The organism is Cystobacter fuscus, from assembly GCF_002305875.1.
Classification (GTDB): Bacteria; Myxococcota; Myxococcia; order Myxococcales; family Myxococcaceae; genus Cystobacter; species Cystobacter fuscus_A.
Map to the genome: position 1 here is coordinate 10,932,732 of NZ_CP022098.1, position 26,120 is coordinate 10,958,851.

Genomic DNA, 26,120 nt, shown 5'->3' on the forward strand with positions numbered 1-26,120 from the left:
CGCGCGCGAAGCTGCGCGGCTGAGGCCCACGGGCCGCGCGTCTTCCCCGCCTGCCCTGCCCACGAGCGCCCGGCCCGTTGTCTCCCGAGCGCCAGGCGCCCGCCGTGTTCCATCGCGAGCGCCGAATGAGCCAGCCTTCGACGCCGTTGGCGCGGCTCACTCGGTCGGAGGCACCGAGGGCGAGACCTCCGCCTCCTTCTTGCCGAAGAGTCGCTCGAGCAAGGCGAACGCACCCACGGCGAGCAGGAGCGTGCTGTGGTTCACCGACGCGCCATTGTCCGCGAGGGCCTCGAGCGCCCAGATGAGCTCGTGACGAGCCTTGTCGTAATGCGGGACCTCGGTCCAATCACTCACCTGCAAGGGTTTGAAGCCACGCTTCACGCGCTCCTCGTTGGCCTCCTCACGACGGGGAAGTGGGGGCGCGGTATGGCCGCTCGGGGCTCGCGCGCACAATCCCCCAGCCGAGCCCGTGCGCGACCCGATGTCCCTCTGAGAAGATGCGCGGATGGACGACCACGCCGCACGGGTGAAGCAACTCGAGCGAGAGCACGAGTGCCAACGCAGGGCTCTATCGGAAGCACGGGCGCTGTTGATGCTGGCGGTGAAGGCACGTGGGCTCACCCTGGGGGGAAGAGGCCGGCTTCATCCCCCCGACACCCGCGGCCGGGTTCTCGCTCTCGTCGAGTGGGCCATGGCCGAAGGCGCACGGCAGTCCTCCGCCTGCCAGTTGCTGGGCCTGTCCTCGCGCACCCTCCAACGCTGGCGCCACTCCACGCGGGCGCTGGATGGGCGGAGCCAGACCCGGCGCCCCCCACCCAACCGGCTCGGCGAGCAGGAGCGGCGCTACGCCCTGGAACTGCTCCGCTCCCCCGCCTTCCAGGGGCTCTCTCCCCGGCAGATCGTCCCCAGACTCGCGGACCAGAACCGCTACCTCGTCTCGGAATCCACCCTGTACCGACTCCTGCGCGCGGTGGGGAAGACCCCCTCCGTGCGCGGTGACACCCCGCCGTCACGGCCCATGCACGAGCAGCCCGCCGTGGCACCCAATCAGATCTGGAGCTGGGACATCACCTACCTGCGAGGCCCCGAGCGAGGCTCCTTCCTCTACCTGTACCTCGTGATGGATGTCTTCAGCCGGCGCATCATGGGCTGGCGCATCCACCCCGACGAGAGCGCCCGGCGCGCCGCCCGGCTCATCCGCCAGACCTGCCGGAGCAACGGAGTCGATCCCTCCGGACTCATCCTCCACGCCGACAACGGCCGCCCCATGAAGGGCCGCGCGATGGCGCACACGCTGCGGCGGCTGGGCATCATCCCCGCCTACAGCCGCCCGCGGGTGAGCAACGACAACACCTTCGTGGAATCCCTCTTCGGGACCCTCAAGGGCCGTCCCGACTACCCTCGCGAACCCTTCCCCTCCACCACGGCCGCCCGGACCTGGGTCTCCCGCTTCGTCGACTGGTACAACCGGGAGCACCTGCACAGCCGTCTGGGCTACGTCACCCCGGAGGACCGGTACTTCGGCCGTGATACGCGAATATTCCAGCGCCGGGCACGGCTGTACGAACGGGCCCGCGTCCGACATCCAGGCCGATGGTCGCGCAGCATCCGCACCTGGGCGCCGCCGAGTGCACCTCCCCGGACCCGGCTCCGTTTCCCCCCGCATTCCCAAACATTGAGAGATGAAAAGACAGACGTCCAGGCGACAACTCCGTTGACACATCACGGAGCGTCACGCCCCTTCCTCTTCTCCGCCAGGCCCCGAGTGACAACCCCTGACGGCTCCCGCGCCGTGCCCCGAGGTTGACACGTGCCAGCCTTCTTGTCGTCTCGAACGGAGACGACGAGGGGCCCCCCGGCATCGAGACGTTCCACACGATGCCCCTCGGGAAGACGACACCACCATGGATTACCTCATCATCGGCGCGGGCCCGGCGGGGCTGCAGTTGGGCTATCTGCTCGCCAAGGCGGGCCGGAGCTTCCGCATCCTCGAGGCGGGCTCCTCGGCGGGCACGTTCTTCAAGACCTATCCGCGCCACCGCACGCTCATCTCCAGCAACAAGGTCTACAACGGGACGAGCGACCCCGAGCTCAACCTGCGCATGGACTGGAACTCGCTCCTGTCCGATGACCCGGAGCTCCTGTTCACCAAATACACGGACCGCTACTTCCCGCCCGCTGACGTGCTCGTGAAGTACCTGGGTGACTTCGCGAGCAAGAACCAGCTCCCCATCGAGTACGACGCCCGCGTCACCCGCGTGAGCCGCGCCCCGGACGGCGGCTTCCGCGTCGAGACCCAGCAGGGCCGCACGTTCGAGGCGAAGCGGCTCATCGCCGCCACGGGCGTCACCAGGCACAACATCCCCCCCATCCCCGGCATCGAGCACGCGGAGCTCTACGGGGACGTGTCCGTGGACCCCAAGGACTTCATCAACAAGCGCGTGCTCATCATCGGCAAGGGCAACTCCGCCTTCGAGACCGCCGACAACCTCATCTCCACCGCCGCCGTCATCCACGTCGCGGGCCCGTCCTCCATCCGCATGGCGTGGCGCACGCACTACGTGGGCCACCTGCGCGCGGTGAACAACAACTTCCTGGACACCTACCAGCTCAAGTCCCAGAACGCCCTGCTGGACGGCAACATCCAGCGCATCGAGAAGCAGGACAACGGCTTCGTCGTCACCCTGAGCTTCTCGCGCGCCAACGAGGTCACGAAGGACCTGCGCTACGACCGCATCATCCTCTGCACGGGCTTCCGCTTCGACGCATCCATCTTCGACGAGAGCTGCCGGCCCGAGCTCGTCATCCGCGACCGCTTCCCCAACCAGACCGCCGAGTGGGAGTCCACCAACGTCCCGGGCCTGCACTTCGCGGGCACCATCGGCCAGGTGCGTGACTTCAAGAAGTCCACCGGCGGCTTCATCCACGGCTTCCGCTACAGCGTGCGCGCCCTGCACCGCATCCTCGAGCGCAAGTACCACGGCGCCGAGTGGCCCCATCAGACGCACCCGGCCAGGCCCGAGGCCCTCATGGAGGCGGTGCTCGCCCGCGTCAACCGCAGCTCCGGCCTCTGGCAGCAGTTCTCCTTCCTCGGCGACTCCATCCTCGTCGGTCAGGACGGCCAGGCGAAGTACCTCGAGGAGGTGCCGCTCGCCTACGCCCAGGACAGCTCGTTCGGCGACACCCCGTGCCACTTCACCATCAGCCTCGAGTACGGCCCGGGCCACGCGGACGTGGATCCCTTCGACGTCGAGGTGGGCCGCATCGCCCAGAACGACGCCATGCGCTCGGGCGAGGGCCGCTACCTGCACCCCGTGGTGCGCTGCTACCACCAGCGCGAGCTCGTGGCGACGCACCACGTGACCGAGAACCTCGAGAACGACTGGACGAACGAGGCCGTCCACCGCGGCCCCCTGCGCGCCTTCTTCGAGCGGGAGCTCGCCCGGGCCGCCGAGAAGAACAACCGGCCCGCGGCCTGAGCACCCACGGCCCCCGTCGCGATGAAGGCCCTCTCCCTGCGGGAACTCGAGGCCGCGGCCCGCGCCCTCCTCGAGCCCGGTATCCATGATTTCTTCGCGGGGGGCTCCGATGACGAGGTGTCGCTCCGGGCGAACGAGGACGCGTTCGCCCGGGTCGGCCTCGTGCCGCGGGTGCTCCGCGGACGGGGAGCCCCCCGGCTCGACACCGAGCTGCTCGGCTGCCGCGCCTCCATGCCCATCGTCCTCGCGCCCACCGCCTTCCACCGCCTGGCCCACCCCGAGGGCGAGCGGGCCACGGCTCGGGCCGCCGCGGCCGCGGGCGCCATCTACACCGTGAGCATGGCGTCCACCACCGCCATCGAGGACATCGCCCAGGCGGGCGGTCCCCTCTGGTTCCAGCTCTACCTCCAGCCCGACCGCGGCTTCACCGAGGCGCTCGTGCGGCGCGTGGAGGCCGCGGGCTGCAAGGCGCTCGTCGTCACCGTCGACTCACCCGTGTTCGGCCGCCGCGAGCGCGACCTGCGCAACGGCTTCATGGATCTGCCGCCCGGCCTGTGCTGCGAGAACATGCGCCCGCTCGGCCCCGACGGCCAGCGCGGCCCGGCGCGCTCCATCGCGTTCTCCCCCACCCTGTCCTGGGCGGACGTGGACTGGTTGCGCGGGCTCACCTCCCTGCCCATCGCCCTCAAGGGCGTGCTGCACCCGGAGGACGCGAAGCGGGCCCTGGACAGCGGCGTCGACGCGCTCTTCGTCTCCAACCACGGGGGCCGGCAGCTCGACACCGTCCCCTCGCCCCTGGAGCTGCTCGCCCCCCTCGCGGACGCCGTCGGAGACCGGCTCCCCCTGGTGCTCGATGGGGGCGTGCGGCGCGGCACGGATGCCCTCAAGGCCTTCGCCCTCGGCGCCCGCGCCGTCGCCATCGGCCGCCCCGTGCTCTGGGGTCTCGCGGTGGGCGGCGAGGCCGGCGTGGTCCATGTCCTCTCCCTGTTGCGCTCGGAGCTCGAGCGCGCCCTGGCCCTGTGCGGTTGCGGCTCGGCGGACGACGCCAGCCCCGAACTGCTGCACTTCTCACGATGGGAACCCCGATGGCGAACCTCCTGACGTCCCGCCTGCCCGCCGCGATCATCGGGCTGCGCACGCGCATCTTCACGCGCATCAACGGCGAGGAAGGCCTCCCCGTCCCCAGCGAGCGCATCGACGTGTCGCGCTTCAAGGAGCTGTACTCGCACCCCGCCGCCAACGGCCGGAGCGAGGGCGCGGGCCTGTCCGACCTCTTCTGGTACTGGCTGTCCCCCGGCGCCGAGCTGCACCAGGAACACCTCGAGCCCGGTGAGCGCTACGAGGAGGTCGCCCGGGTGACGAAGCGCATCCTCGCGCTGCCGAGGAAGAGCGCGGAGGAGCTCGCGGCCCGGTGCGCGGCGCGCGTGCTCGACGAGCAGGGCTTCCAGAAGCCCACGAGCGTGCGCCTGCGCGACCTGATGATGCCCATCTGGGCCGAGTTCTATTACGAGGTCGTCTTCGGCGAGCCGTGCCCCCGCGAGGCGCGCGAGCTCATCGTGGGCAACGCGGACGACGTCGTCACCTCGCTCAAGGGCTCGAGCCTCCGCCACATGCGCCGGCGCCTGCGGCTCACGCGCTATCTGCGCGGGCGGCTCGAGGCGGGCCACGTCGCGCACGAGCTGCCCTCCTGGATGTCCCTCGACCAGCGGGCGCTCTACCTGCAAGGCGTCTACTTCAACACCGCCGTGGTGCAGATGTCCGAGGCCATGGCCCACCTGCTGCTCTTCCTCGCGCAGGACGCGGCCGTCCAGGAGCGGCTCGCGGACACGTTGGAGGATGATCGCTACCTGGACCGGATCATCACCGAGTCCCTCCGGGTCCATCCCCTCTTCGGTATCGCCCACCGCATCACCACCGACGACATCACGCTCGAAGGCGTGCCCCCCATCCCCAAGGGCTCGGTCCTCTGTTTCAACTATCAGGCCTACCACCACGCGGGCTTCGAGGACCCGGGCCGCTTCGATCCGGATCGCTGGCTGAAGCAGTCCACGAAGGACGTGAACTACATGCCCTTCGGGGCCCCGGCGAACCGGCCCTGCCCCGCCCAGGCCATCGCCCTCGTCACCATGCGGGCCGTGGCGCGAGAGACGATCCGGCGCTTCCGGGCCTTCTCGACGGCGACCCATACGCGCTCGCTGCCCCACCGCGGGCCGTGCGTGCTGGAGCCGAGGAACAAGCCCCCCGAGCCCCGCGCGCGTGAGCGCCTCCTCGCGGCCATGAGCGCCCGCGAGCCGTGGGAGGACGTCGGGCGAAGCGTCCTGCAGCTCGTCCTGGGCACGTACATGGTCCTCGACGCGCGCCGCCTGAAGCTGTGCCAGCGCTACTTCGAGGCCGAGCGCGAGGCCGCTCCCCCCAGCGCCCAACCCTCCGGGTGCCCCTTCTCCAGGATCCGCCCCCCCTCGACCGAAAAACGGAGTGCATGATGGAACATCCCACGGATTCAGAGCTGCTGAAGGCGTGCGCGGCCCGGATGGGCTCACGGCTCGAGCCGGCGGAGGAGAGCGCGCTCCGCCACTGGTGGGCACGAGAGCATGGGCAGCGGAGCGCCTTCACGAACGCGCTCCTCTCGCGCCCCGAGTCCCAGTGGGCAGCCGCCATCTTCCAGCACCCGGCGGCCCGCCACCCCTGGTATGGCCGGCTGGCCCACGAGGTGAGCGTGCGCGAGTACGCGACGTTCCTCCTGGAGAACGCCGCCTACCCTTCCTTCCTCCCGCTCGTGCGGCGCACGCTCGACCTGCCGCTCACCGACACCGCGCGCGCCGCCATCGTCCGCAACATCGAGGACGAGCAGGTGCCCGTCCCCCACGCCGACCTGATGCGGCGGCTGTTCCTCGCGGTGAAGGCGAAGGCCAGCCCAGACCTCCCGCTCGCGACGTACCCGAGCCTCGTCGATCGCTGCCTCGTCCTCTACTACGGCTACTACCTCGAGCCCTGGAACCTCATCGGCTCGCTCTTCGCGACCGAGGCCATCGCCCATTACCGGCTCGAGCACATGGGCAAGGGGCTCGAGCGCCTGGGCTTCGCGGCCGCCGACATGGAGTTCATCCGTGTCCACCTCGCCTGCGACGACGACCACGCCCGCGACTGGGGCGACAACGTCATCGAGGAGAGCGTGCGGCGCGATCCGCGCGTGCGCATGCCCATCGCGGAAGGGATCGCCGCGGCCCTCGAGACGTCCGCGCACTATTTCGACGACCTGTGCCTCCGGGCCACCCGCCCGGACTTCTCCTTCGAGGTGCACCCATGAGCCCGCTCGCGTTACTCCCCTCCCTCGTCCAGGCCACCGCCGATGGTGCCCAATCGGCCGTCGGCACCAAGGCGGAAGAACTCGTCCTGCACCTGCTCGGGCAGTTCATCGCCATCCTCGCCACGACGCGCCTGGTCGTGTACGTGGCCCGGAAGCTCGGCCAGACGGACGTCTCGGGGGAGATCCTCGCGGGGCTGGTGCTCGGCCCCAGCATCCTCGGCGCCCTCGCGCCGGACCTGATGCACACCCTGTTCGACGGCTCCACCTCGCAGACCTTCGTCGGGCTCTCCCAGGTCGGCCTCATCCTGTTGATGTTCCAGATTGGCCTCGAGTTCGAGTTCAAGGCCAACCTGGGCACGTCGAAGAAGTCCATCGTGGTGGTGAGCATGGTGGGGCTGCTGCTGCCCTTCGCCATGGGCTACCTGAGCGCGCCCTGGTTCCATGAGCGGCTCGCCGAGCCCCGGCCCGCCCTGTTCGGGTTCCAGCTCTTCTTCGGCATCGCCATGTCCATCACCGCCATCCCCATCCTGGGGCGGATCTTCATGGAGCTGCGCCTGTCCCACACGCGCGTCGCGGCCCTGAGCATCGGGGCGGCGGCCATCGACGACATCGCCGGGTGGCTGCTTTTGGGCGTCGTGACGCTGCTCGTGCAGCACCAGTTCGCCCCCTCCAAGCTCCTGTTCCGGGCGGGAACGCTCGCCGCGTACGTCGCCTTCGTGCTGCTGGTGGCGCGACCTCTCCTCAAGCGGTTCGTGAGCACCCACCTGCGGCGCCGCGGCGCGCTCCAGACGAGTGCCGTGGCGCTGATCCTGCTCGTGGTCTTCGCCTCCGCGTCCATCACGTCCCTCATCGGCGTGTTCGCCATCATCGGCGGGTTCGTGATGGGCGCGGCCCTGCACGACGATCGCCAGTTCGTCAACGAGTGGAAGACGCGGGTGTCCCCCCTGGTGAACACGTTCTTCCTCCCCCTCTTCTTCACGTACACGGGGCTGCGCACGAACGTCGGCTCGCTGTCCTCCCTGCGCGAGGTGGGCATCTGCCTGCTCGTGATGGCGGTGGCGTTCGTCTCCAAGTTCGGGGGCGCCTACGTGGGGGCCCGCCTCGTCGGCGAGGACCACCGCTCGGCCATGGTGCTCGGGGTCTGCATGAACACCCGCGCCCTCATGGAGCTGATCGCGCTCAACGTGGGGTACGACCTGGGCGTGCTCCCCCGGAGCATGTTCACCATGCTGGTGCTCATGGCCATCGTCTCCACCTTCATCGCCACCCCGCTCATCCGCCGGTTGATGCGCGGAGAGGAGCGCGACCCCACCCCCATCCCCCTGGACGCTCCCTCGCTCCCACACGGAGCGTGAGAGCGCGCGTAATATTTCTTCATCCAGGGGAAGCCCGCCCGACATGTCCCGGCGGCATCCTGCGGTGCGATAGGGGGAAGCAACCCCCCATCCGCCGCGCCCAGGCCGTATCTTCACCACGGCGGAACCTGGGCAAGCCCCACGCGGCAGGAGGAATCGGGACATGGAGGAGACAACACACTCCACTGAGGAAGGCACCATCCAGGTGCTGCTGGTGGAGGACGATGATCGGCTGGCGCGGCTCACCAGCCGCTACCTCCAGGAGCATGGTCTGCTCGTCACCGTGGCGCGCACGGGCCCCGAGGGCATCACCGAGGCCAACCGCCACGCCTACGACGTCATCCTCCTGGACATCATGCTCCCCGGGCGCGATGGCATCGAGGTGTGCCGCGAGCTGCGCACCCGCAGCGACATCCCCATCATCATGGTGACGGCGCGCGGCGAGGAGGTCGACCGGGTGCTCGGTCTGGAGACGGGCGCGGACGACTACCTCGCCAAGCCCTACTCCCCCCGCGAGCTGCTCGCGCGCATCCGCGCCCAGGTGCGCCGGGCCCGGGGACGTGCCGGCCCCTCGTCCCAGCCCATCCAGGCGGGCAAGCTGTCGCTCGATCCCCGGAGCCTGCGCGCCACGCTGGATGGCAAGGTGCTGCCACTCACCACCTATGAGTTCGCCCTCCTGCGCGTGCTCGCCGAGCGCGCCGGCCGCGTGCTCAGCCGCGAGCAGCTCCTGGACCTGGTCAAGGGCAACGCGGAGGAGGTCTTCGACCGCTCCGTGGACGTCCACATCTTCCGCATCCGCCAGAAGATCGAAGAGGACCCGCGCAACCCGAAGCTGCTGCGCACCGTGCGCGGCGCGGGCTACCTGCTCGCCAGCGGTGAGGAGTCGTGAGCCCCCGGCGGCCTCGTTTCACCAGCCGGCTGCTGCTGCGCATCTACCTGGTGGGCGTCGCGCAACTGGTGCTCTTCATCGTGTGCATGACGTTCCTGCAGAAGTACGTCCTGGATGCGCCCTGGAAGGAGGGCGTGGAGCGCGACATGGCCAGCCGGGTGGCCGAATGGTCCTCCTCGAGGAACGACCCCGACGCGCTCCAGGCCGCGCTGCAGCAGATGCGCCCGGGAGCCAGGGCGACGGTGCGCGCCCCCGACGGCCGGCTGCTCGGCGCCAACATCTCACCCCCCCTCGAGGCCCTGTCTCCGAAGATGCTCCGCGCGCTCGAGGGGGAGCGGGTGATGCTCTACTCCGAGCGGCCACACCGGGTCGCGGTGGCCATCCCCGAGACGGGTCCGATGGAGGCCTATGCCCTCATGCAGGAGACACGGCCACCGCGGCCGCCCCCACCCCCCAGCCGCATGATGGTGCCCCTCTTCATCATGCTGGGCAGCCTGGCCGTCACCTCGCTCTTCTTCGCCCGGACCCTGGCGGTGCCCCTGCAAAAGCTGGCGGCCGCGGCGCGCTCGCTCGGCGAGGGCAACCTGAGCACGCGCGTGGGCCTGCGCCGCCGCGACGAGCTGGGACAGGTGTCCGATGCGTTCGACGAGATGGCCGAGCGCATCACCCACCTCTTGCGCTCGCAGAAGGAGCTGCTCGCCAACGTGTCGCACGAGCTGCGCACGCCCCTGGCCCGCATCCGCGTGGCGTTGGACCTGGCCAACGAGGGCGACGCCGTGCTCGCGCGCGAGTCGCTCGCGGACATCGCCGAGGATCTGGGTGAGTTGGAGCGGCTGGTGGACGACGTGCTCACCACGGCCCGGTTGGATCTCACCACCACGCAGACTCCGGGAGCCACCCCGCCCCTGCGCCTGGAGCGCGTGGAGACGCGCGCCCTGATGGACAAGGCCGCCGCGCGCTTCCGCGCCTCCCGGCCCGAGCACACACTGGACGTGAGGATGGATTCCACGCTGCCCGAGCTGGAGGCGGATCCAGTGCTGCTGCGCCGGGCCCTGGACAACCTGCTCGACAACGCGGGCAAGTACTCCGAGCCCCACACCACGGTGCGCCTGAGTGCCCGACGCACGGACCATGGCCTGGAGGTGGAGGTCGCCGACCAGGGCATCGGCATCGACGCCAAGGACATGGAGCAGCTCTTCACGCCCTTCTTCCGAAGCGACCGGAGCCGGGCGCGGCGGACCGGCGGCGTGGGGCTGGGACTCGCCCTGGCGCGCCGCATCGTCGTCGCCCATGGCGGCTCGTTGAGCCTGGAAAGCCAGCCGGGTCAAGGAACAACGGCCCGGGTCCAGCTTCCCGGAGCCCCCGCCGCATAGCGGCCAACCAGGCTCGACGTCACATTTCGTAATCTGCACTTCATCCATCCAAATGCTCTGGCGCTTAATTCTTGGACCATGAGGCCCATGAGTGAGCTGCCACAGCGAGACGAGAAGTCCTCTCCTTCCATCCAGAACCGCCCCGCGCCCGGTGAGCCCACCCGGCACAGGGGTCCGCCCCGAGTCTGGGGCTGGTGGTTGCTGGGGCTCGTGGTCATCGCGGCCGCGGGTACCTGGTTCTTCTGGCCCCAGCCCAAGGATCCCGCCGCCAACTTCGAGCTGGCGCGGGTGCAGCGGCGCACCGTCGAGGCGCGTGTGTCGGCGACCGGTACCCTGTCCGCGCTCGTCACGGTGCAGGTCGGCAGCCAGGTGTCCGGACGCATCCAGGAGATCCTCGTCGACTACAACTCGCTGGTGAAGAAGGGCCAGGTGATCGCCCGCATCGATCCCCAACTGCTCCAGGCGGCCCTGGAGCGCACCCGGGCCAACCTGCTGTCCGCGAGGGCCGGGCTACAGCGCGCCCGCGTGGAGGCGCAGAACGCCAGATTGCAGGCGGATCGGGCCAAGGCGCTGCGCGCCCAGCAGTTCATCGCCCAGGCGGACCTGGACACCGCCGAGGCCACCGCCCAGTCGGCCCAGGCCCAGGTGACGTCTGCCGAGGCGGCGCTCGCGCAGGCCCAGGCGGCGCAGAACGAGGCGGAGGTGAACGTGCGCTACGCCACCATCGTGTCGCCCACGGATGGCATCGTCATCTCGCGCAGCGTGGACGTGGGCCAGACGGTGGCCGCGTCGCTGCAGGCGCCCGTCCTGTTCACCATCGCCGAGGACCTGCGCAAGATGCAGGTGGACACCAGCGTCTCCGAGTCCGACGTGGGCCGGCTGCGCGACGGCATGGCCGCGACCTTCACCGTGGACGCCTGGCCGGGACAGACCTTCGACGGCGTCATCCGGCAGATCCGCAACGCGGCCCAGACGGTGCAGAACGTCGTCACCTACGACGCCGTCATCGACGTGCAGAACCCGGAGATGAAGCTCAAGCCGGGCATGACGGCCAACGTCAACATCGTCACCGCGCGCGGCGAGAACGTGCTCACCGTGCCCAACGCGGCGCTGCGCTTCCGTCCCCCCGCCCCTCCCGAGGGCGCCAGGCCCGGAGGCCGGGGTGGCGCGGACGGCCAGGAGGCCACCGCCGCGGCGCCGCCGCCCGCCGGCACCAAGACGGTGTACGTGCTGCGCCAGGGGCGCCCCGTGCGCGTGAACGTGAAGGCCGGCGTGACGGATGGCTCGTACACGGAGGTCGAGGGCGAGCTGAACGAGGGCGACCAGGTCATCACCTCCCTGAGCACGGCGGGGGCGGCGACCACGGGCACGGGCGCGGCTCCGGGCTCGGGCGGAGGCCAGCGTCCCATGGGAGGGGGAGGGGGCGGCGGCTTCGGTGGCGGCCGGCGTGGCGGTGGTCCCTTCTAGGGCGGGCAAAGGCGCGACGACCATGAACGGCACTCAAGAACAACAGCCTCTCATCGCGCTCCGGGGCGTGAAGAAGATCTACCGCACGGGCGACGTGGAGGTGGCGGCGCTCAAGCACGTGGACTTCACGGTGAACCACGGCGAGTTCGTGGCCATCATGGGCTCGAGCGGCTCGGGCAAGTCCACGCTGATGAACATCCTGGGCTGCCTGGACCGGCCCACCGAGGGCGAGTACCTGCTCGAGGGCCAGGACGTGGCGCGCCTGGACCGCAATGACCTGGCGCTCGTGCGCAACCGCACCCTGGGCTTCGTCTTCCAGAGCTTCAACCTGCTGGCGCGCACGAGCGCCCTGGAGAACGTGGAGCTGCCCCTGCTCTACGCCGGGGTGCCCGCGCGCGAACGGCACGAGCGGGCACGCGAGGCGCTCGAGCGCGTGGGCCTGGGCGCGCGCCTGGACCACCACCCCCGCCAGCTCTCCGGCGGTCAGCAGCAGCGCGTGGCGATCGCCCGGGCCCTGGTGAGCCGGCCGCGCGTCATCCTCGCCGACGAGCCCACGGGCAACCTGGACTCGCGCACCAGCATCGAGGTGATGGCGCTCTTCCAGGAGCTGCGACAGGAAGGCATGACACTCGTGCTGGTGACGCACGAGCCGGACATCGCCGGCTACGCCGGACGCGTGGTGGTGGTACGCGACGGCCTCATCCGCTCGGACCAACGGCAGACGCCCGTGGCCGCGCACGTGCCCCCCGTGGAGGAGGCCGCTTCATGAACATCCTCGAGACCCTGATGCTCGCGGTGCGCTCGCTCTTGCGCAGCAAGATGCGCTCGTTCCTCACCGCCCTGGGCATCATCATCGGCGTGGGCGCCGTCATCGCCATGGTGGCCATCGGCGATGGCGCCCGGGCCAACGTGCAGAAGGTGTTCGACTCGATGGGCACCAACATGCTCATCGTCATGCCCGGCTCCAGCAACACCGGAGGCGCGCGGGGCGGCTTCGGTAGCCAGCCCTCCATCACCTGGGACGACCTGGAGGCCATCCGCACCCAGGTGCCGAGCGTGCGCGCCGCCGCGCCCGAGATGCGCACGAGCGCCCAGGTCTTCAGCGAGGACCAGAACTGGACGACGAGCGTGACGGGCACCACGCCCGACTTCTTCGACGTGCGCGGGTGGTCCATGGCCCAGGGCCGCAAGCTCAACGAGGCCGACGTGGAGGCGGGCGCCAAGGTGGCCGTCATCGGCCAGACGGTGGTGGAGAAGCTCTATGGCGCGGGCTTCAATCCGGTGGGGCAGGTCATCCGCATCAAGAAGACGCCCTTCACCATCGTGGGCATGACGGCGCGCAAGGGTCAGTCCCCCATGGGGCAGGACTACGACGACAGCATCCTCGTGCCCGCCACCACCTTCCAGCGGCAGGTGCAGTCGCAGAGCCTCGCCCGGTACATCACCGGCGTGCTCTACGTGCAGGCCGACGCGAGCGCCGGCACCGCCCGCGCCCAGCGCGACCTCACCGTGCTCCTGCGCGAGCGCCACCGCATCACCTCCGACGAGGACCCCAACGACTTCGACGTGCGCGACCTGTCGGAGATCGCCAACAGCCGCCAGCAGAGCACCGAGACGCTCAGCCTGCTGCTCGCCTCCATCGCCGCCGTGTCCCTGGTGGTGGGGGGCATCGGCATCATGAACATCATGCTGGTGAGCGTCACCGAGCGCACCCGCGAGATTGGCGTGCGCGTGGCGGTGGGCGCGCGTCCCCGGGACATCCTCCTGCAGTTCCTCATCGAGGCGCTGACGCTGTCGCTGCTCGGAGGATTGATCGGCGCCGCGGTGGGCCTGGGCGTGGCCCGGTTCCTCGCGTCCCAGTTCCAGTGGCCCCTGCTGGTGCGACCCGACGTCATCCTGCTCGCGCTCGGCTTCAGTGCGCTGATCGGCGTGGGCTTTGGCCTCTACCCGGCACGCAAGGCGAGCCGGCTCGACCCTATCGATGCCTTGAGGTACGAGTAATGCGTTCCTTCCTCCCGATGACCGCCCTCCTGCTCGCCGCCACCCCGGTGCTGGCCCAGCAGCCGCCAGAGCAACAACCCCCGCAGCAGCAACCGGCGCCGGCCCAGCAGCGCGTGCTCACCCTGGCCGAGGCGCTGCGCACCGCCCAGGAGCGCCAGCCCCAGTTGCGCCAGGCCCAGGCCAGCACCACCGCGGCCAACGCCCGCGTGGATCAGAACTTCTCCTCGCTGCTGCCCCAGGTGAGCGCCAACGCCTCCTACCAGCGCTCCTTCTCCAGCAACACGAACTTCGGCACCGCGGACCCCACCTCCGGCATCATCCGCCGCGAGGGCTTCAACGTGGGCGCCACCGTCAGCCAGCTCGTCTGGGACTTCGGCCGCACCACGGGCCGCTGGCGCGCCTCCCAGGAGACCGCCGCCGCCCAGAAGAGCAACGAGCAGCAGACCCAGAGCGACGTGCTGGCCAACGTGCAGACCGTCTACTTCAACGCGCTCGCCCAGCAGGTGCTCGTGCAGGTCGCGGAGGAGACGCTGCAAAACCAGCAGGCGCACCTGGACCAGGTCCAGGCCCAGGTGCAGGTCGGCACCCGGCCGGAGATCGATCTGGTCCAGCAGCGCACCCTGGTGGCCAACGCCAGACTCCAGCTCATCCAGGCGCGCAACAACTCCGCCACGCTCAAGGCCCAGCTCAACCAGGCCATGGGCGTGGAGGGCCCCACCGACTACGCCGTGCAGGAAGAAGTCATCGGACTGGTGCGGGGCGAGGACGAGCCCACGGGCACCCTGGTGGACATGGCCTTCCAGAACCGCGCGGACCTGGCCGCCACCGACCACCAGTTGCTCGCCCAGGAGCAGCAGCTGTCCGCCACCCGGGGCAACTTCTTCCCGAGCATCAACGTCTCGCTGTCGGCGAACGAGTCGGGGCCCACCCCGGCCGAGCTGCAGTGGGGTGTCACCGGACAGGTGGGCCTGAGCTGGCCCCTCTTCCAGGGCGGCCTCACGCTCGCCCAGATGCGCGAGCAGCGGGCCAACATCTCCAGCGTCCAGGCCCAGCGCGATGCGTTGCGGCAGCAGGTGCGGCTGGAGGTGGAGCGTGCCCAGCTCGCCGTGCACGCCGCGCGCGAGAGCGTCACCGCCGCGGACGAGGCCCTGGCCAATGCCCGCGAGCGGCTGCGGCTGGCCGAGGGCCGCTACCGCGCGGGCGTCGGCAACATCATCGAGCTGTCCGACGCCCAGCTCTCCGCCACCAACGCCGCCGTCCAGCGCGTCCAGGCCTCCTACAACCTGGCCACCGCGCGCACGGAGCTCGCCCGCTCGCTCGGGCAGCAGACCGGCCCCCAGACATGAGCCGGACGGGGCGGGCCCGTCCGCCCGCCCTCCCGACGGCGCAACGGGCCCAGGCCCTCTCGTTCGAACGGATGCGCGAGCAGGGAAGCCAGCGCATCTGGTGAACCCTACCTTTTGGCAAACGGCACCACACCATCCCCCTTGGCACCGCACCACGCGGTCCCAAGCTTGTCGGTGGACGTGCCGACCCCATCACGTCGTCGTGGTGCGACCCGAGGGGAGGGGCTTTCATGTCGGAGGGCTACGAACAGGTGGGACCCTCACGGGAAGGCGTGCACGCGGGCCGCAGGCTGGGTAACCGCTTCGAATTGACCCAGCGCATCAAGCAGGGCCGAGGCATCGTCACGTGGCTGGGGACCGACCTGCATACCGGCGCCCGGCTCGTCATCAAGACGACCGCCACCCACTCCCTCGTGCCCACCGCCCGTCAGCGTCTGGAGCACGAGGCTCGGGTCCTCGGCTCGCTGAACAACCCCCACCTGGTGCCGCTGCTGCACTTCGGCACCGGCGGGGAGCTGCTCTTCCTCGTGACGCCCTTCGTGCCCGGCCGGTCGCTCCAGGAGCGGCTGACCAGCGGCACGCTGTCCGTCTCCGAGGCACTCACGCTGGGCCAGGGCGTGCTGTCCGCGCTCGCCGAGGCCCACGCCCAGGGCGTCATCCACCGGGACGTCAAACCCTCCAACATCATCGTCGACGGCATCCCCAACGTCACCCACGTCACCCTGGTGGACTTCGGGCTGGCGCGCAGCGAGCGCCTGGACCCGTCCCTGCGCGACCTGCCGGTGGGCACCGCGCGCTACCTCTCGCCCGAACAGGCGGGACTGCTCAACCGCCCGGTGGAGACCACCTCGGACCTGTACGCGCTGGGCGCCGTCCTCTTCGAGGCGCTCGCGGGCCACCCGGCGTTCGACGGCACCTCGGTGGGCGAGGTGTTGCGTCAACACCTCACCTCGCGCCCGCGCCTGCGCGCCACCGGTGTCGAGGTCCCCCGCGCCCTGGAGGAAGTCGTCGCCCGGCTGCTGCAGACCGACCCCCAGGATCGCTACCAGTCCGCCGAGTCCGCGCGCGAGGACCTGCACGCCATCGAGGTGGCCCTGGCCCGGGGCGATCAGGATCCAGAGCTGGTGACGGGCGCGCACGACACGCGCCACAGCCTCACCGAGCCGTCCTTCGTGGGCCGCCACGAGGAGCTGGCGCAGATGGAGCGCGAGCTGGAGCGCGCGCGCTCGGAACCCGGACGCCTGGTGGTGGTGGAGGCCGAGAGCGGCGGAGGCAAGAGCCGGCTCCTGGAGGAGTTCGCCTCGCGTGCCCCGCGCCACCGCGCCTCGCTGCTCAAGGGACAGGCCGTGGCCCAGGCCGCGCAACGCCCCTTCCAGCTCTTCACCGACGTGGCCGCGGGCATCACCCAGACGGCCCTGGAGCGGCCCGAGCTGGGCGAGCGGTTGCGCGAGCGGCTCAAGGAGCAGGCGGTGGCGGTGTGCACGGTGCTGCCGCAGCTCACCCCCATCCTCCGCCCGGAGCAGCAGAACCTCGGACCCGAGTCACTCGGCGCCAGCCGCGGCATCGCCGCCCTCTCGGCCCTGCTCGGAGCACTCGGCAGCGAGGCCGAGCCCGCCATGGTGCTGCTCGACGACTGCCAGTGGGCCGATGAGCCGACGCTCAAGGCCCTGGAGGGCTTCCAGCGAGGACCGCTCCGGGACGGGCCGGGCCATGTGCTGCTCGTCATCGCCTTTCGCAGCGAGGAGGTGGGCGCCGACCATCCGCTGCGGCGGCTGCGCCCGGACGCGCACCTGCGGCTGGCGGCCTTCGGCCCCGAGGAAATCACCCGCCTCCTCGAGTCCATGGCGGGCCCCCTGCCCCGCGAGGCCATGGAGCTGGTGGTGCGCCTGTCCGAGGGCAATCCCTTCATGGCCTCGGCGGTGATGCACGGGCTGGTGGAGGACGGGGCGCTGGTGCCCGGCGAGCGCGGCTGGAAGGTACAGCCGGCGGCCATGGCGCACGTGCGCTCCTCGCGGCAGGCCGCGTCCTTCCTCGTGCGCCGGCTCAAGCTCCTGCCCGCCGAGTCCCTGCACCTGCTGTCCGTGGGCGCGGTGCTGGGCAAGAGCTTCGCGCTGGAGCAGGTCGCCGCGCTCTCGGGCACCCCGCAGGAGCAGGTGGTGGCGGCGCTCGTGGAGCCCCAGCACCGCCACATGCTGTGGGCGGGACAGGAGGGCCACTACACCTTCGTCCACGACAAGCTGCGCGAGGCGCTGCTGGGCATGCTCAAGCCGGACGAGCGCCGGGAGCTGCACCGCCTGGCGGCGCGCACCTTCGCCGCCCGCGACAAGGCGGACTCCTTCGAGCTGGCCTACCACTTCGACGCCGCGGGCGAGCACGCCCTGGCGCTCCCCCACGCCATCGTGGCCGCGGAGCGCGCCCGCACCCAGTTCGCCCTGGGCACCGCGGAGCTCAACTACCGCATCGCCGAGCGCGGCGCGGCCCAGGCCGATGCGAGCACCCGCTTCCGCATCGCCACCGGCCTCGGCGACGTGCTCATGCTGCGCGGCCGCTACGACGACGCCCAGCCCCAGTTCGAGCTCGCCCAGAAGCTGGCCCACAACCCCCTGGAGCAGGCGCGCATCTCCTCCAAGCTCGGGGAGCTCGAGTTCAAGCGCGGCAACATGGAGGAGAGCAACGCCGCCAACGAGCAGGGACTCGCCCTGTTGCGGCGCTGGGTGCCCGGCCATGACATCACCTATGGCCTGCGCGCCGCCTGGGAGCTGCTCATCCAGGCGGGCCATACGCTGATGCCCCAGCGGCTCGCGCGCCGCTCGCTGGAGCACGCCGAGGAGGATCTCCTCGCCGTGCACTTCTACAACCGGCTGACGTATGGCTATTGGTACAAGCGCGGCCCGGTGCCCACCTTCTGGGCCCACCTGCGCGAGGTGAACACCGCCGAGCGCTATCCACCCACGCCCGAGCTGGCCCAGGCCTACTCCACGCACTCGCCGGTGATGACCCAGGTGCCCTGGTTCTCCCGGGCCATCGCCTACCTGGAGAAGTCGCTGGCCATGCGCCGGCAGTGGGGCGACACGTGGGGCCAGGGCCAGACGCTGCACTTCTACTCGCTCGCGCTCTACGTCTCCGGCCGCTTCGAGGAGAGCATCGAGAAGGCGCGCGAGGGGATGCGACTGCTCGCGCGCACCGGGGACAAGTGGGAGATGCACAACGCCCACTACCACCTGGCCATGTCGCTCTACCGCCTGGGCCGGCTGCGCGAGGCCGAGGAGTCCAGCCAGCAACTGCACGCCTCCGCGCTCGCCATCGGCGACCGGTACGCCGTGCGACTGAGCCTGGAAGCCTGGGGCAAGGCCGCCGTGGGCCGCATCTCCAAGGGCCTGCTGGACGAGGCGCTGGCCGACCCGGGGCTCGACACGCAGACGCACACGGGGCTGCTCCAGGTGGAGGCCCTGCGGCGCATGCGCGAGGAGGACCTGGAGGGCGCGGTGGCCACGCTGGAGGAGGCCCACCGCATGGTGGAGAAGGCGAAGCTGCGCAACGAGTACGTGACGCCCGTGGGCCCCTGGTTCATCACCGCGCTGCGCCTGCTGGCCTCGCGGGTGTCACCGCTCTCGCCCCACCGTCGCGCGGCGCTGCTCAAGCGGGCGTGGCTGGTGGAGAAGCGCTCCCGCCCCTCGGCGGAGGCCTTCCGCAACAACCTCGCCCACCTGCTGCGCGAGCGCGGCCTGCTGCATGCCATGGAGGGACACCCCCGCCGTGCCCGCAAGTGGCTCGATGAGAGCCTGCGCGTGGCCGGATCCCTGAAGATGCGCCACGAGGCCGCCCAGACGCGGCTCGCGCGCGGCCAGGTGGGCCAGGAGCTCGGCTGGCCCGGGGCGGCGGAGGACCTGGAGACGGCCCGGCGCGAGCTGCGGGAGATGGAGCAGGGGCTGGGCACCACCGGGCATTCCGCGCCCGACAAGGGGCCGGAGCGCCTGGAGACGTTGTCGCTCGTGGACCGCTTCCCGCGCGTGCTCGAGGCGGGGCGGCGCATCGCCTCCGCGCTCACGGGCGAGGCGGTGTTCGACGCCGTGCGCCAGTCCATGCAGGAGCTGTTGCGCGCCGAGCACTGCGTGGTGTTCGAGCCGCGGACGCTCCTGCCCGAGGAGGAGCTGGCCGCCGCGGGCGTGGCGCGCACGGCCCTGCACCGCACGATGGAGACGGGACGCCCGGCCATCATGGGCCAGGGCATGCCCGGCGGGGTGAGCGAGAGCATGGAGATGCTCGGGGTGCGCTCGCTCTTGTGCGCGCCCATCCAGGTGCGTGGCAAGACGGTGGCGTGTGTGTGCGCGAGCCACCGACAGGTGGGCGAGCTGTTCGGCGAGGACGAGGAGCGGCTGGCCTCCTTCGTCTGCATCCTGGCGGGCACCGCCCTGGAGAACGCCGAGGGCTTCGAGCGCATGGCGGCGCTGAGCGAGGAGCAGGGCCGGCTCTACCGCGAGGAGCAGGAGGCGGTGCGGCGCCGGGACGACTTCCTCTCCATCGCCGCGCACGAGCTCAAGACGCCCCTCACCTCGCTCCAGCTCCACCTGCAGGGGTTGATGTCGCAGCTGCGCCCGGGCGCCCGCTCCATGTCCCCCGAGCGGCTGGCCACCAAGCTCGAGTCGGCCAACCTCCAGACGCAGCGCATGGGCAAGCTGGTGAACGAGCTGCTGGACATCTCGCGCATCGCCCAGGGCAACCTGCTCGGGGACCTGGAGTCGGTGGACCTGGTGAAGGTGGTGCACAACGTGGTGGAGCGCACGCGTGATGGCCTGGCGCGCGCCGAGTGCGAGCTGCGGCTGCACCTGGCCTCCGAGGTGGTGGGCCATTGGGACGCCATGCGCCTGGAGCAGGTGGTGCTCAACCTGCTCACCAACGCGATGAAGTACGGCGCGGGGCGGCCCATCGACATCACCGTGGAGGGGGACACCACCCACGCGCGGCTCGTGGTGCGCGACCAGGGCATCGGCATCGCCCCGGAGGACACCGAGCGCATCTTCGAGCGCTTCGAGCGCGCGGTGTCCGTGCGCCACTATGGCGGCTTCGGCATCGGCCTGTGGATCGTCCGGGAAATCATCCAGGCACTCGGCGGCCGCGTCGAGGTGCGCAGCGCGCCCGGGCAGGGCGCCACCTTCACCGTGCTGCTGCCGCTCGAGGGCCCGAAGCCCCGCGCCCTCAATGGCGCTCCAGCTCCAGATAGATGACGTGGCCCACGCTGTCGCGGAACAGGTTGATGCGCGAGACCTGCGCGGGCTCGATCTCCGCCGCCAGGTCGCGCATCTGCTCCTCGTCCCGGTAGACGAGCCACCAGTCCATGAAGGCCTCCAGGTAGCCCGCGTCGGGGGTGCTCAGGGCGAAGTTGGCGATCACCAGCCGGCCCCCCGGACGCAACATCTCGAAGAGCCGCCGGGTGAGGCGCTGGGCCACGTTCTGCGACAGGTAGTCGTACAGGCCCGCCGAGTAGATGAGATCCTGCGGCTCGAAGACGCTGCGGCCCAGGATGATGGAGCGCACGTTGTCACAGACGGGACGCACGAGGCCCCCCGGGTGCTGGCGCGCCACCTCTTCCAGGCTCGACGTGTCCTGATCCATCGCGAGGAACTGACCGACACGGCGCTCGGCCACGGCGCGTGACACCTCGGCCTCGCGCAGGTGTCCACAGGCGATGGAGAGCACCCGGGGCTGGTGCACCCGCTCGGCGATGGTGTCGATCTCCCGCGCGAGGATCATCCGCCGCTCCCGCACGCACTGCGGCCCTGTCTGTTGATACAGGAAGCGGTAGATGGACTGACCGATGGGCGGCGCCCCGGTCTGGCGCTGGGAGTAGACGTAGTCGATGAGGTCCGCGTCTCCCGCGTAGCCTCTCGGGCGCTCGTAGCTGTGGCGCGAGTAGGGACACAGGTGCAACAGCCCGCGCAGCGGGTGGGCACGCGTGGACTCGAGACAGAACACGTGCCACTCCTCCCGGTCGCACTTGCGGCGCAACAGGTGGAGCCCCTGGTACAGGGCAAACATGTTGGCCTCGACATCGCCCCGTTGAAGCCGCGTGACGATGTCGTGCAACCACACGTCCGCCTGTAGGAAGGCATCACTTCGCTCGACCCACTCCATCACGGGCGCGGCCAATTCATTTCGGTGGGACCAGGACTCACCATGACCGATGGCGTGTTTGAAGGGGAGGGAGGGATCGTCCATGCCCCGCACAACGGGAAGTCCTCACCGATCCTTTCCGAAGAATGCACACGTATGCCCTCCGCACGCTCCTCCGCCCGGAGGGCAACGCGTCAGCGCGCGAGGGGCTCGCTTCCCTCCCGCGTCTGCGCCCGTGTCTCGTCCCCGGCCCCGCCCGCCGCGCGCTTCGCCTCGATGAAGGCCGTGATGCGCTCGAGGGTGTCCAGGTTCTCCGGTCCGGAGTCGTCATCACCCACGGTGATGTCGAACTCACTCTCCATATAAAGGAGCAGCTCGAGCACGTCCGTCGAGTCCAACAGCCCCGAGCTGATGAGCGGTGTGGTGTCGGACAACTCGAGGTTGTCCCCTCGCAGGAAGGTCGTCCGGATGAACTCACGCAGTTGGTTGGAAATCTCCATGCTCTTTCGAACGACCAATCCCTCCCCGCTGCATTCCCGGCCCCATCCACCTCGCCCCCGAGTGCCATGCCACTTCTACCCACAGCCGCTTCCATGGCGGACGAGAGAACGAGTGCCGGGGGAGGGAGGAGAGGAGAGAAACCGGCGAGGTTGTCGACCCGGGCCGCACAGCGGGTAGAGTGCGCCGCCACCGGGAGCACCGAGCAACACATGCCCTTTCAGATCACCGTCCACGAGGCGGATCGCATCATCGACGTCGTCTATCCTCCGCAGCCCAGCGCGGAGGACGTGGCGGACTACCTCAAGCGCATCCGCGAGACGATCCTCCGCCTCAACGGGCCGTGGAGCGCCCTGGTGGACCAGGAGCAGCTCCGGGTGATGTCGCCGGAGATGGTGGACACCATGGCGAGCCTCAACGCCTTCGCGCAGCTCAACGGCATGAAGCGCTCGGCGCGCGTGGTGAGCGACGCGGCGTCGGGGTTGCAGGCCTGGCGCATGACCAAGCGGGCGCTGTTGACCATTCCCACCCGGACCTTCGAGACGCGAGAAGCGGCCCTGGCGTGGCTGCGCCATCCCGACGACGAGTGATGGGTGATGTCGCTTGACAGTGTGGTGGGCGGGATCTAACGCGCGGAGCCATGAGCACGTCTCCATTCCCGTCGCCCTCCACGCCCATCTCCATCGAAGGTCCCCCGAAAGTACTGTTGCTGGAGAACATCCACCCGTCCGCGGAGGAGATGTTCCGCGCGGAGGGCTTCGAGGTGGAGCGGCTCAAGGTAGCGCTCAAGCCCGAGGAGCTGGAGCAGCGCATCCAGGGCGTGCACGTGCTGGGCATCCGCAGCAAGACGAACGTGTGGGAGCCGGCGCTCGCCAAGGCTCCGAACCTGCTGGCCGTCGGCGCGTTCTGCATCGGCACCAACCAGGTGGACCTGAAGGCGGCCAACCGCCACGGCACGCCCGTGTTCAACGCGCCCTTCAGCAACACGCGCAGCGTGGCGGAGCTGGTGATCTCGGAGATCATCATGCTCAGCCGCCAGCTCGTGGACCGCATCCGCGAGGTGCACGCGGGCCAGTGGCGCAAGGTGGCCACGGGCAGCTACGAGGTGCGCGGCAAGACGCTGGGCATCATCGGCTATGGGCACATCGGCTCGCAGCTCGGCGTGCTGGCCGAGTCCATGGGCATGCGCGTCCTCTTCCATGACGTGATGACGAAGCTGCCGCTGGGCAACACGCGCGCCACGGCCACGCTGGACGAGCTGCTCGCGTCCTCGGACTTCGTGACGCTGCACGTGCCGGCCACGGCCTCCACGGAGAAGATGTTGGGCGAGGCGGAGCTGGCGCGCATGCGCAAGGGCTCCTTCCTCATCAACGCCAGCCGGGGCACGGTGGTGGACATCGAGGCGCTGGCGCGCACCATCCGCTCGGGCCACATCGCCGGCGCGGCGGTGGACGTGTACCCCGAGGAGCCGGAGACCAACAGCGACGGCTTCATCACCCCGCTGCAGGGGTTGCCCAACGTCATCCTCACCCCGCACATCGGCGGATCCACCGAGGAGGCCCAGGCATCCATCGGCAAGGAGGTGGCCACCTCGCTCATCAAGTTCGTCAAGAGCGGCGCCACCACGGGCGCGGTGAACTTCCCCCAGGTGGAGACGCCGCTGATCCCCAAGACGCACCGCATCCTCAACGTGCACCGCAACACGCCGGGCGTGCTGCGCGACATCAACCGCATCGTCTCGGACCTCAACGCCAACATCCACGCGCAGGTGCTCAGCACGGACGCGGACATCGGCTACCTGCTCATGGACCTGGACCAGAACGTGGGCCGCCCGGTGTGCGAGGCCATCGCGGGCCTCAAGACGGACATCAAGACGCGCATCGTCACCTGATGCGCGGGACGGGGGGCGCTCCCAGCGGAGAGCCCCCCGTGCCGGCTCACACGTCGAGGATCTTCCCCGGGTTGAGGATGTTGTTCGGGTCCAGGGCGCGCTTGAGCGTGCGCAGCATCTCCAGTTCCGCGGGCGAGCGCGAGTAGGACAGGTAGTCCTTCTTGAGCAGGCCGATGCCGTGCTCGGCGGAGATGCTGCCGCCGTGCTTGCGCACCAGCTCGAACAGGGTGGGGTCCGCCTGCCTGGTGCGCGCGAGGAACTCGGCCTTCTCCATGCCCTCGGGCTTCATGATGTTGATGTGCAGGTTGCCGTCCCCGATGTGGCCGAACAGGGCGATCTCCCAGTCCGGGTAGCGCTCGCGGAAGACCGAGTCCAGCTCGGAGCAGAAGGCCTCCAGCGCGGCCACCGGCAGCGACACGTCGTTCTTGTGGGGCAGCCCCGTGGCCGACAGGCTCTCGCTGATGCTCTCGCGCAGCGCCCACAGCTCACTGGCCTGCGAGGGGCTCTGCGCCAGGGTGCCGTCCGTCACCAGCCCGCGCTCGAAGAGCGAGCCCAGCCATTCCTCCACCGCGTTGGCGTCCTTGCCCTCGGCCTCCATCAGCACGTAGCAGCCACTGGGCGCCTCGAAGGGCGAGCGCAGCTTGCGGTGGCGCTGCACGCGCGCGAGGCACTTGTCGGTGAAGAACTCGTAGGCGCTCAGGAGCAGCGGCGCGCGGCGCGCCTCGCGGAACAGCCGCAGCACGGCGGCCACGTCCGGCACGGCGAAGAGGAACACGTCCTGCTTGCCCGGCAGCGGCGTGAGCTTGAGGGTGGCCTCGGTGATGACGCCCAGCGTGCCCTCGCTGCCGATGAAGAGCTGGCGCAGGTCCGCCCCGGTGTTGTTCTTCTCCAGCGAGCCGTTGAGCTCCAGCACCTTGCCCTGGGCCGTCACCACCTGCAGGCCGAGCACCCACTGGCGGGTGAGGCCATAGCGGATGACCTTCACGCCGCCCGCGTTGGTGGCGATGTTGCCCCCCACCTGACTGGAGCCCTTGGAGGCGAAGTCCACCGGCCAGGTGAGGCCATGCTCGGCGCAGTGCTGGTGCACCGCCTCCGTCACCGCGCCCGCCTGCACCCGCACCGTGTTGCCCAGCAGCTCCACCGGCTCCATCCGGGTCATCCGCCGCAGCGACAGCACCAGCTCGCCCCGCGCCGCCACCGCGCCCGCCGCGAGCCCCGTGCGCCCACCGGAGGGCACCACGGGGACGCGGTGCGCGTCGCACAGGGCGAGCAGGCGCGCCACCTCCTCGGTGGTGCGCGGAAAGGCCACCGCCGAGGGCGCGGGCGTATGGACCCGGGTCCAATCGCGTCCGTACTCCTGGAGCTCGCTCGGCTCACGGGTGAGGAAGTCCGCCGGGAACCCTTCGGCCACGGCGCGCAGGAACGCTTCGGGAAGCACATCGGCCATGAGCCGAGCACTAGTGCAGCGGGCCCGCCATGGCAAGCCAACGAGCGCGCGAGGAACCGCTGCCTAACGGGGCGCTCCCGCGTCCCCCGGCGCGGCGGGCGGGGGCACGGCGGCACCGGCATCCACTGGCGAGGAGCCGCCCGTCGAGGCCTGCGCGGGCTGCTCCGGGGCCGGGGCGGACACCGCGCCCCCATCGGTGGGCGACGCCGGCGCCGTCACGGCCGGGTCCGGGGTGAGCGAAGGCGGCGTGCCCCCCGGGGACGGCGTCGCGGTGGAATCTGGCGTGGGCGCGGACACCGTGGGCTCGGCGGAGGGGAGAACGGGCGGAGCCGCGATCACGGGAGAAGCGCCAGGAGCGTCGGGGAGAGCGGAAGGGGTGGGCCCGGTCACGGCGGGTGTCTCCCCGGAAGGGGCGACGACCTCCGACGACTCCACCACCTGCTTGAGGCGGCCGAGTCCCTGCTCGATGCCAGCGCCCAGGCGGGAACGGATGAAGGGCGCGAGGTAGCGTCGCAGGGGGCTGCGGCCAAGGCTTCCCTCGTCCACCCACGTCACCTGGGTGCCCCCCTCCACGGACGCGAGGGAGATGCGGCCCCGCGCGGAGAACCGGCCCCCATCCAGCGACGCTTGATAGGCCACGCCCGTCTTCGGGTCCGCCTCGGAGAGGGAGAGCGTGCCACGGCCCAGGGGACCCCCCTCCCAGGTCCGCACCGAGCCCGCGCCCAGCTCCGGCCCTCCGAACATCCACTGCCCACCGGGGTAGCGCTCCGTGTTCCAGGGAGTCCACTCCCCCCAGTGCCGAGGCTGGGCCACCCGGGCGTACACCGCCTCGGGGGGTGCGAGGATGAGCAGCGAGCGCTCGACACGGTACGTCGTCGGCAGCAACAGGCCAATGACGAGCAGGAGCCCCAGCAGGCTCGCGAAGGCGATGAGGATCTTCTTGGGCATCGAACGAT

The 26,120-nt window shown here is 70.4% G+C and carries 20 protein-coding genes; 15 read left to right on the plus strand and 5 right to left on the minus strand.

The window, feature by feature from the left end:
- Positions 1 to 156: 156 nt before the first annotated feature.
- Positions 157 to 621: a DUF2167 domain-containing protein gene (locus CYFUS_RS54200; RefSeq protein WP_095992589.1), complete on the minus strand. Its 465-nt coding sequence runs from the start codon at positions 619 to 621 to the stop codon at positions 157 to 159.
- Here CYFUS_RS54200 and CYFUS_RS44310 point away from each other — a divergent pair.
- The 13 genes from CYFUS_RS44310 (at position 506) to CYFUS_RS44370 (ending at position 20,442) form a co-directional block, all read left to right on the plus strand.
- On the plus strand, positions 506 to 1,807 hold the full coding sequence (locus tag CYFUS_RS44310) for an IS3 family transposase (protein ID WP_095990716.1): 1,302 nt from the start codon (positions 506 to 508) through the stop codon (positions 1,805 to 1,807). The genes CYFUS_RS54200 and CYFUS_RS44310 overlap by 116 nt on opposite strands.
- A 97-nt stretch (positions 1,808 to 1,904) precedes the next feature.
- On the plus strand, positions 1,905 to 3,479 hold the full coding sequence (locus CYFUS_RS44315; RefSeq protein ID WP_095990717.1) for an NAD(P)-binding domain-containing protein: 1,575 nt from the start codon (positions 1,905 to 1,907) through the stop codon (positions 3,477 to 3,479).
- Between the two features lie 21 nt (positions 3,480 to 3,500).
- Positions 3,501 to 4,580: an alpha-hydroxy acid oxidase gene (locus tag CYFUS_RS44320; RefSeq protein WP_095990718.1), complete on the plus strand. Its 1,080-nt coding sequence runs from the start codon at positions 3,501 to 3,503 to the stop codon at positions 4,578 to 4,580.
- Entirely contained in the window at positions 4,565 to 5,962 is a 1,398-nt protein-coding gene (locus tag CYFUS_RS44325; RefSeq protein ID WP_095990719.1) for a cytochrome P450, read from the plus strand. The genes CYFUS_RS44320 and CYFUS_RS44325 overlap by 16 nt, the downstream gene beginning before the upstream one ends.
- Positions 5,959 to 6,786, plus strand: a complete 828-nt coding sequence (locus CYFUS_RS44330; protein ID WP_095990720.1) for an iron-containing redox enzyme family protein — start codon at positions 5,959 to 5,961, stop codon at positions 6,784 to 6,786. The genes CYFUS_RS44325 and CYFUS_RS44330 overlap by 4 nt, the downstream gene beginning before the upstream one ends.
- Complete coding sequence (locus CYFUS_RS44335) at positions 6,783 to 8,141, plus strand: cation:proton antiporter (RefSeq protein WP_095990721.1); 1,359 nt, start codon at positions 6,783 to 6,785, stop codon at positions 8,139 to 8,141. Before CYFUS_RS44330 ends, CYFUS_RS44335 begins: the two co-directional genes overlap by 4 nt.
- Positions 8,142 to 8,304: 163 nt before the next feature.
- The gene (locus CYFUS_RS44340; RefSeq protein ID WP_095990722.1) at positions 8,305 to 9,030 is read left to right on the plus strand and encodes a response regulator transcription factor; all 726 of its coding nucleotides are present in this window, start codon (positions 8,305 to 8,307) and stop codon (positions 9,028 to 9,030) included.
- Complete coding sequence (locus CYFUS_RS44345) at positions 9,027 to 10,403, plus strand: sensor histidine kinase (protein ID WP_095990723.1); 1,377 nt, start codon at positions 9,027 to 9,029, stop codon at positions 10,401 to 10,403. Before CYFUS_RS44340 ends, CYFUS_RS44345 begins: the two co-directional genes overlap by 4 nt.
- 87 nt (positions 10,404 to 10,490) lie before the next feature.
- A complete protein-coding gene (locus tag CYFUS_RS44350) occupies positions 10,491 to 11,870 on the plus strand; it encodes an efflux RND transporter periplasmic adaptor subunit (RefSeq protein WP_095990724.1) in 1,380 nt (459 codons plus the stop codon).
- A gap of 22 nt (positions 11,871 to 11,892) precedes the next feature.
- A complete protein-coding gene (locus CYFUS_RS44355; protein WP_095992590.1) occupies positions 11,893 to 12,639 on the plus strand; it encodes an ABC transporter ATP-binding protein in 747 nt (248 codons plus the stop codon).
- The gene (locus CYFUS_RS44360) at positions 12,636 to 13,871 is read left to right on the plus strand and encodes an ABC transporter permease (RefSeq protein ID WP_095990725.1); all 1,236 of its coding nucleotides are present in this window, start codon (positions 12,636 to 12,638) and stop codon (positions 13,869 to 13,871) included. Before CYFUS_RS44355 ends, CYFUS_RS44360 begins: the two co-directional genes overlap by 4 nt.
- Positions 13,871 to 15,217, plus strand: a complete 1,347-nt coding sequence (locus CYFUS_RS44365; protein ID WP_095990726.1) for a TolC family protein — start codon at positions 13,871 to 13,873, stop codon at positions 15,215 to 15,217. The genes CYFUS_RS44360 and CYFUS_RS44365 overlap by 1 nt, the downstream gene beginning before the upstream one ends.
- A gap of 230 nt (positions 15,218 to 15,447) precedes the next feature.
- A complete protein-coding gene (locus tag CYFUS_RS44370) occupies positions 15,448 to 20,442 on the plus strand; it encodes a protein kinase domain-containing protein (protein ID WP_095990727.1) in 4,995 nt (1,664 codons plus the stop codon).
- On the opposite strand, the gene CYFUS_RS44375 is transcribed toward CYFUS_RS44370, so the two are convergent.
- Positions 20,414 to 21,349, minus strand: a complete 936-nt coding sequence (locus CYFUS_RS44375; RefSeq protein ID WP_232537888.1) for a class I SAM-dependent methyltransferase — start codon at positions 21,347 to 21,349, stop codon at positions 20,414 to 20,416. The two genes, CYFUS_RS44370 and CYFUS_RS44375, sit on opposite strands and share 29 nt — an antisense overlap.
- A 173-nt stretch (positions 21,350 to 21,522) precedes the next feature.
- Entirely contained in the window at positions 21,523 to 21,828 is a 306-nt protein-coding gene (locus tag CYFUS_RS44380) for an acyl carrier protein (protein WP_095990728.1), read from the minus strand.
- Positions 21,829 to 22,038: 210 nt separating this feature from the next.
- Between CYFUS_RS44380 and CYFUS_RS44385 the strand changes: the two genes are divergently transcribed.
- Positions 22,039 to 22,416, plus strand: coding sequence for an STAS/SEC14 domain-containing protein (locus CYFUS_RS44385; protein ID WP_095990729.1), 378 nt, complete (start codon positions 22,039 to 22,041; stop codon positions 22,414 to 22,416).
- Between the two features lie 50 nt (positions 22,417 to 22,466).
- The gene (serA, locus tag CYFUS_RS44390; protein WP_095990730.1) at positions 22,467 to 23,717 is read left to right on the plus strand and encodes a phosphoglycerate dehydrogenase; all 1,251 of its coding nucleotides are present in this window, start codon (positions 22,467 to 22,469) and stop codon (positions 23,715 to 23,717) included.
- Between the two features lie 46 nt (positions 23,718 to 23,763).
- Here the strand turns inward: serA and CYFUS_RS44395 are convergent, their stop codons facing one another.
- Both CYFUS_RS44395 and CYFUS_RS44400 read right to left on the minus strand, forming a co-directional pair.
- Positions 23,764 to 25,164, minus strand: a complete 1,401-nt coding sequence (locus tag CYFUS_RS44395) for an FAD-binding oxidoreductase (RefSeq protein WP_095990731.1) — start codon at positions 25,162 to 25,164, stop codon at positions 23,764 to 23,766.
- 63 nt (positions 25,165 to 25,227) lie between these two features.
- On the minus strand, positions 25,228 to 26,112 hold the full coding sequence (locus CYFUS_RS44400) for an SRPBCC family protein (RefSeq protein ID WP_095990732.1): 885 nt from the start codon (positions 26,110 to 26,112) through the stop codon (positions 25,228 to 25,230).
- Between the last annotated feature and the right edge of the window lie 8 nt (positions 26,113 to 26,120).

Coding starts and splice junctions, on each gene's coding strand:
- CYFUS_RS44310 (WP_095990716.1), top strand. CDS start 506: ATGGACGACCACGCCGCACGGGTGAAGCAACTCGAGCGAGAGCACGAG.
- CYFUS_RS44315 (WP_095990717.1), top strand. CDS start 1,905: ATGGATTACCTCATCATCGGCGCGGGCCCGGCGGGGCTGCAGTTGGGC.
- CYFUS_RS44320 (WP_095990718.1), top strand. CDS start 3,501: ATGAAGGCCCTCTCCCTGCGGGAACTCGAGGCCGCGGCCCGCGCCCTC.
- CYFUS_RS44325 (WP_095990719.1), top strand. CDS start 4,565: ATGGCGAACCTCCTGACGTCCCGCCTGCCCGCCGCGATCATCGGGCTG.
- CYFUS_RS44330 (WP_095990720.1), top strand. CDS start 5,959: ATGATGGAACATCCCACGGATTCAGAGCTGCTGAAGGCGTGCGCGGCC.
- CYFUS_RS44335 (WP_095990721.1), top strand. CDS start 6,783: ATGAGCCCGCTCGCGTTACTCCCCTCCCTCGTCCAGGCCACCGCCGAT.
- CYFUS_RS44340 (WP_095990722.1), top strand. CDS start 8,305: ATGGAGGAGACAACACACTCCACTGAGGAAGGCACCATCCAGGTGCTG.
- CYFUS_RS44350 (WP_095990724.1), top strand. CDS start 10,491: ATGAGTGAGCTGCCACAGCGAGACGAGAAGTCCTCTCCTTCCATCCAG.
- CYFUS_RS44355 (WP_095992590.1), top strand. CDS start 11,893: ATGAACGGCACTCAAGAACAACAGCCTCTCATCGCGCTCCGGGGCGTG.
- CYFUS_RS44360 (WP_095990725.1), top strand. CDS start 12,636: ATGAACATCCTCGAGACCCTGATGCTCGCGGTGCGCTCGCTCTTGCGC.
- CYFUS_RS44365 (WP_095990726.1), top strand. CDS start 13,871: ATGCGTTCCTTCCTCCCGATGACCGCCCTCCTGCTCGCCGCCACCCCG.
- CYFUS_RS44370 (WP_095990727.1), top strand. CDS start 15,448: ATGTCGGAGGGCTACGAACAGGTGGGACCCTCACGGGAAGGCGTGCAC.
- CYFUS_RS44375 (WP_232537888.1), bottom strand. CDS start 21,349: ATGGAGTGGGTCGAGCGAAGTGATGCCTTCCTACAGGCGGACGTGTGG.
- CYFUS_RS44380 (WP_095990728.1), bottom strand. CDS start 21,828: ATGGAGATTTCCAACCAACTGCGTGAGTTCATCCGGACGACCTTCCTG.
- CYFUS_RS44385 (WP_095990729.1), top strand. CDS start 22,039: ATGCCCTTTCAGATCACCGTCCACGAGGCGGATCGCATCATCGACGTC.
- serA (WP_095990730.1), top strand. CDS start 22,467: ATGAGCACGTCTCCATTCCCGTCGCCCTCCACGCCCATCTCCATCGAA.
- CYFUS_RS44395 (WP_095990731.1), bottom strand. CDS start 25,164: ATGGCCGATGTGCTTCCCGAAGCGTTCCTGCGCGCCGTGGCCGAAGGG.
- CYFUS_RS44400 (WP_095990732.1), bottom strand. CDS start 26,112: ATGCCCAAGAAGATCCTCATCGCCTTCGCGAGCCTGCTGGGGCTCCTG.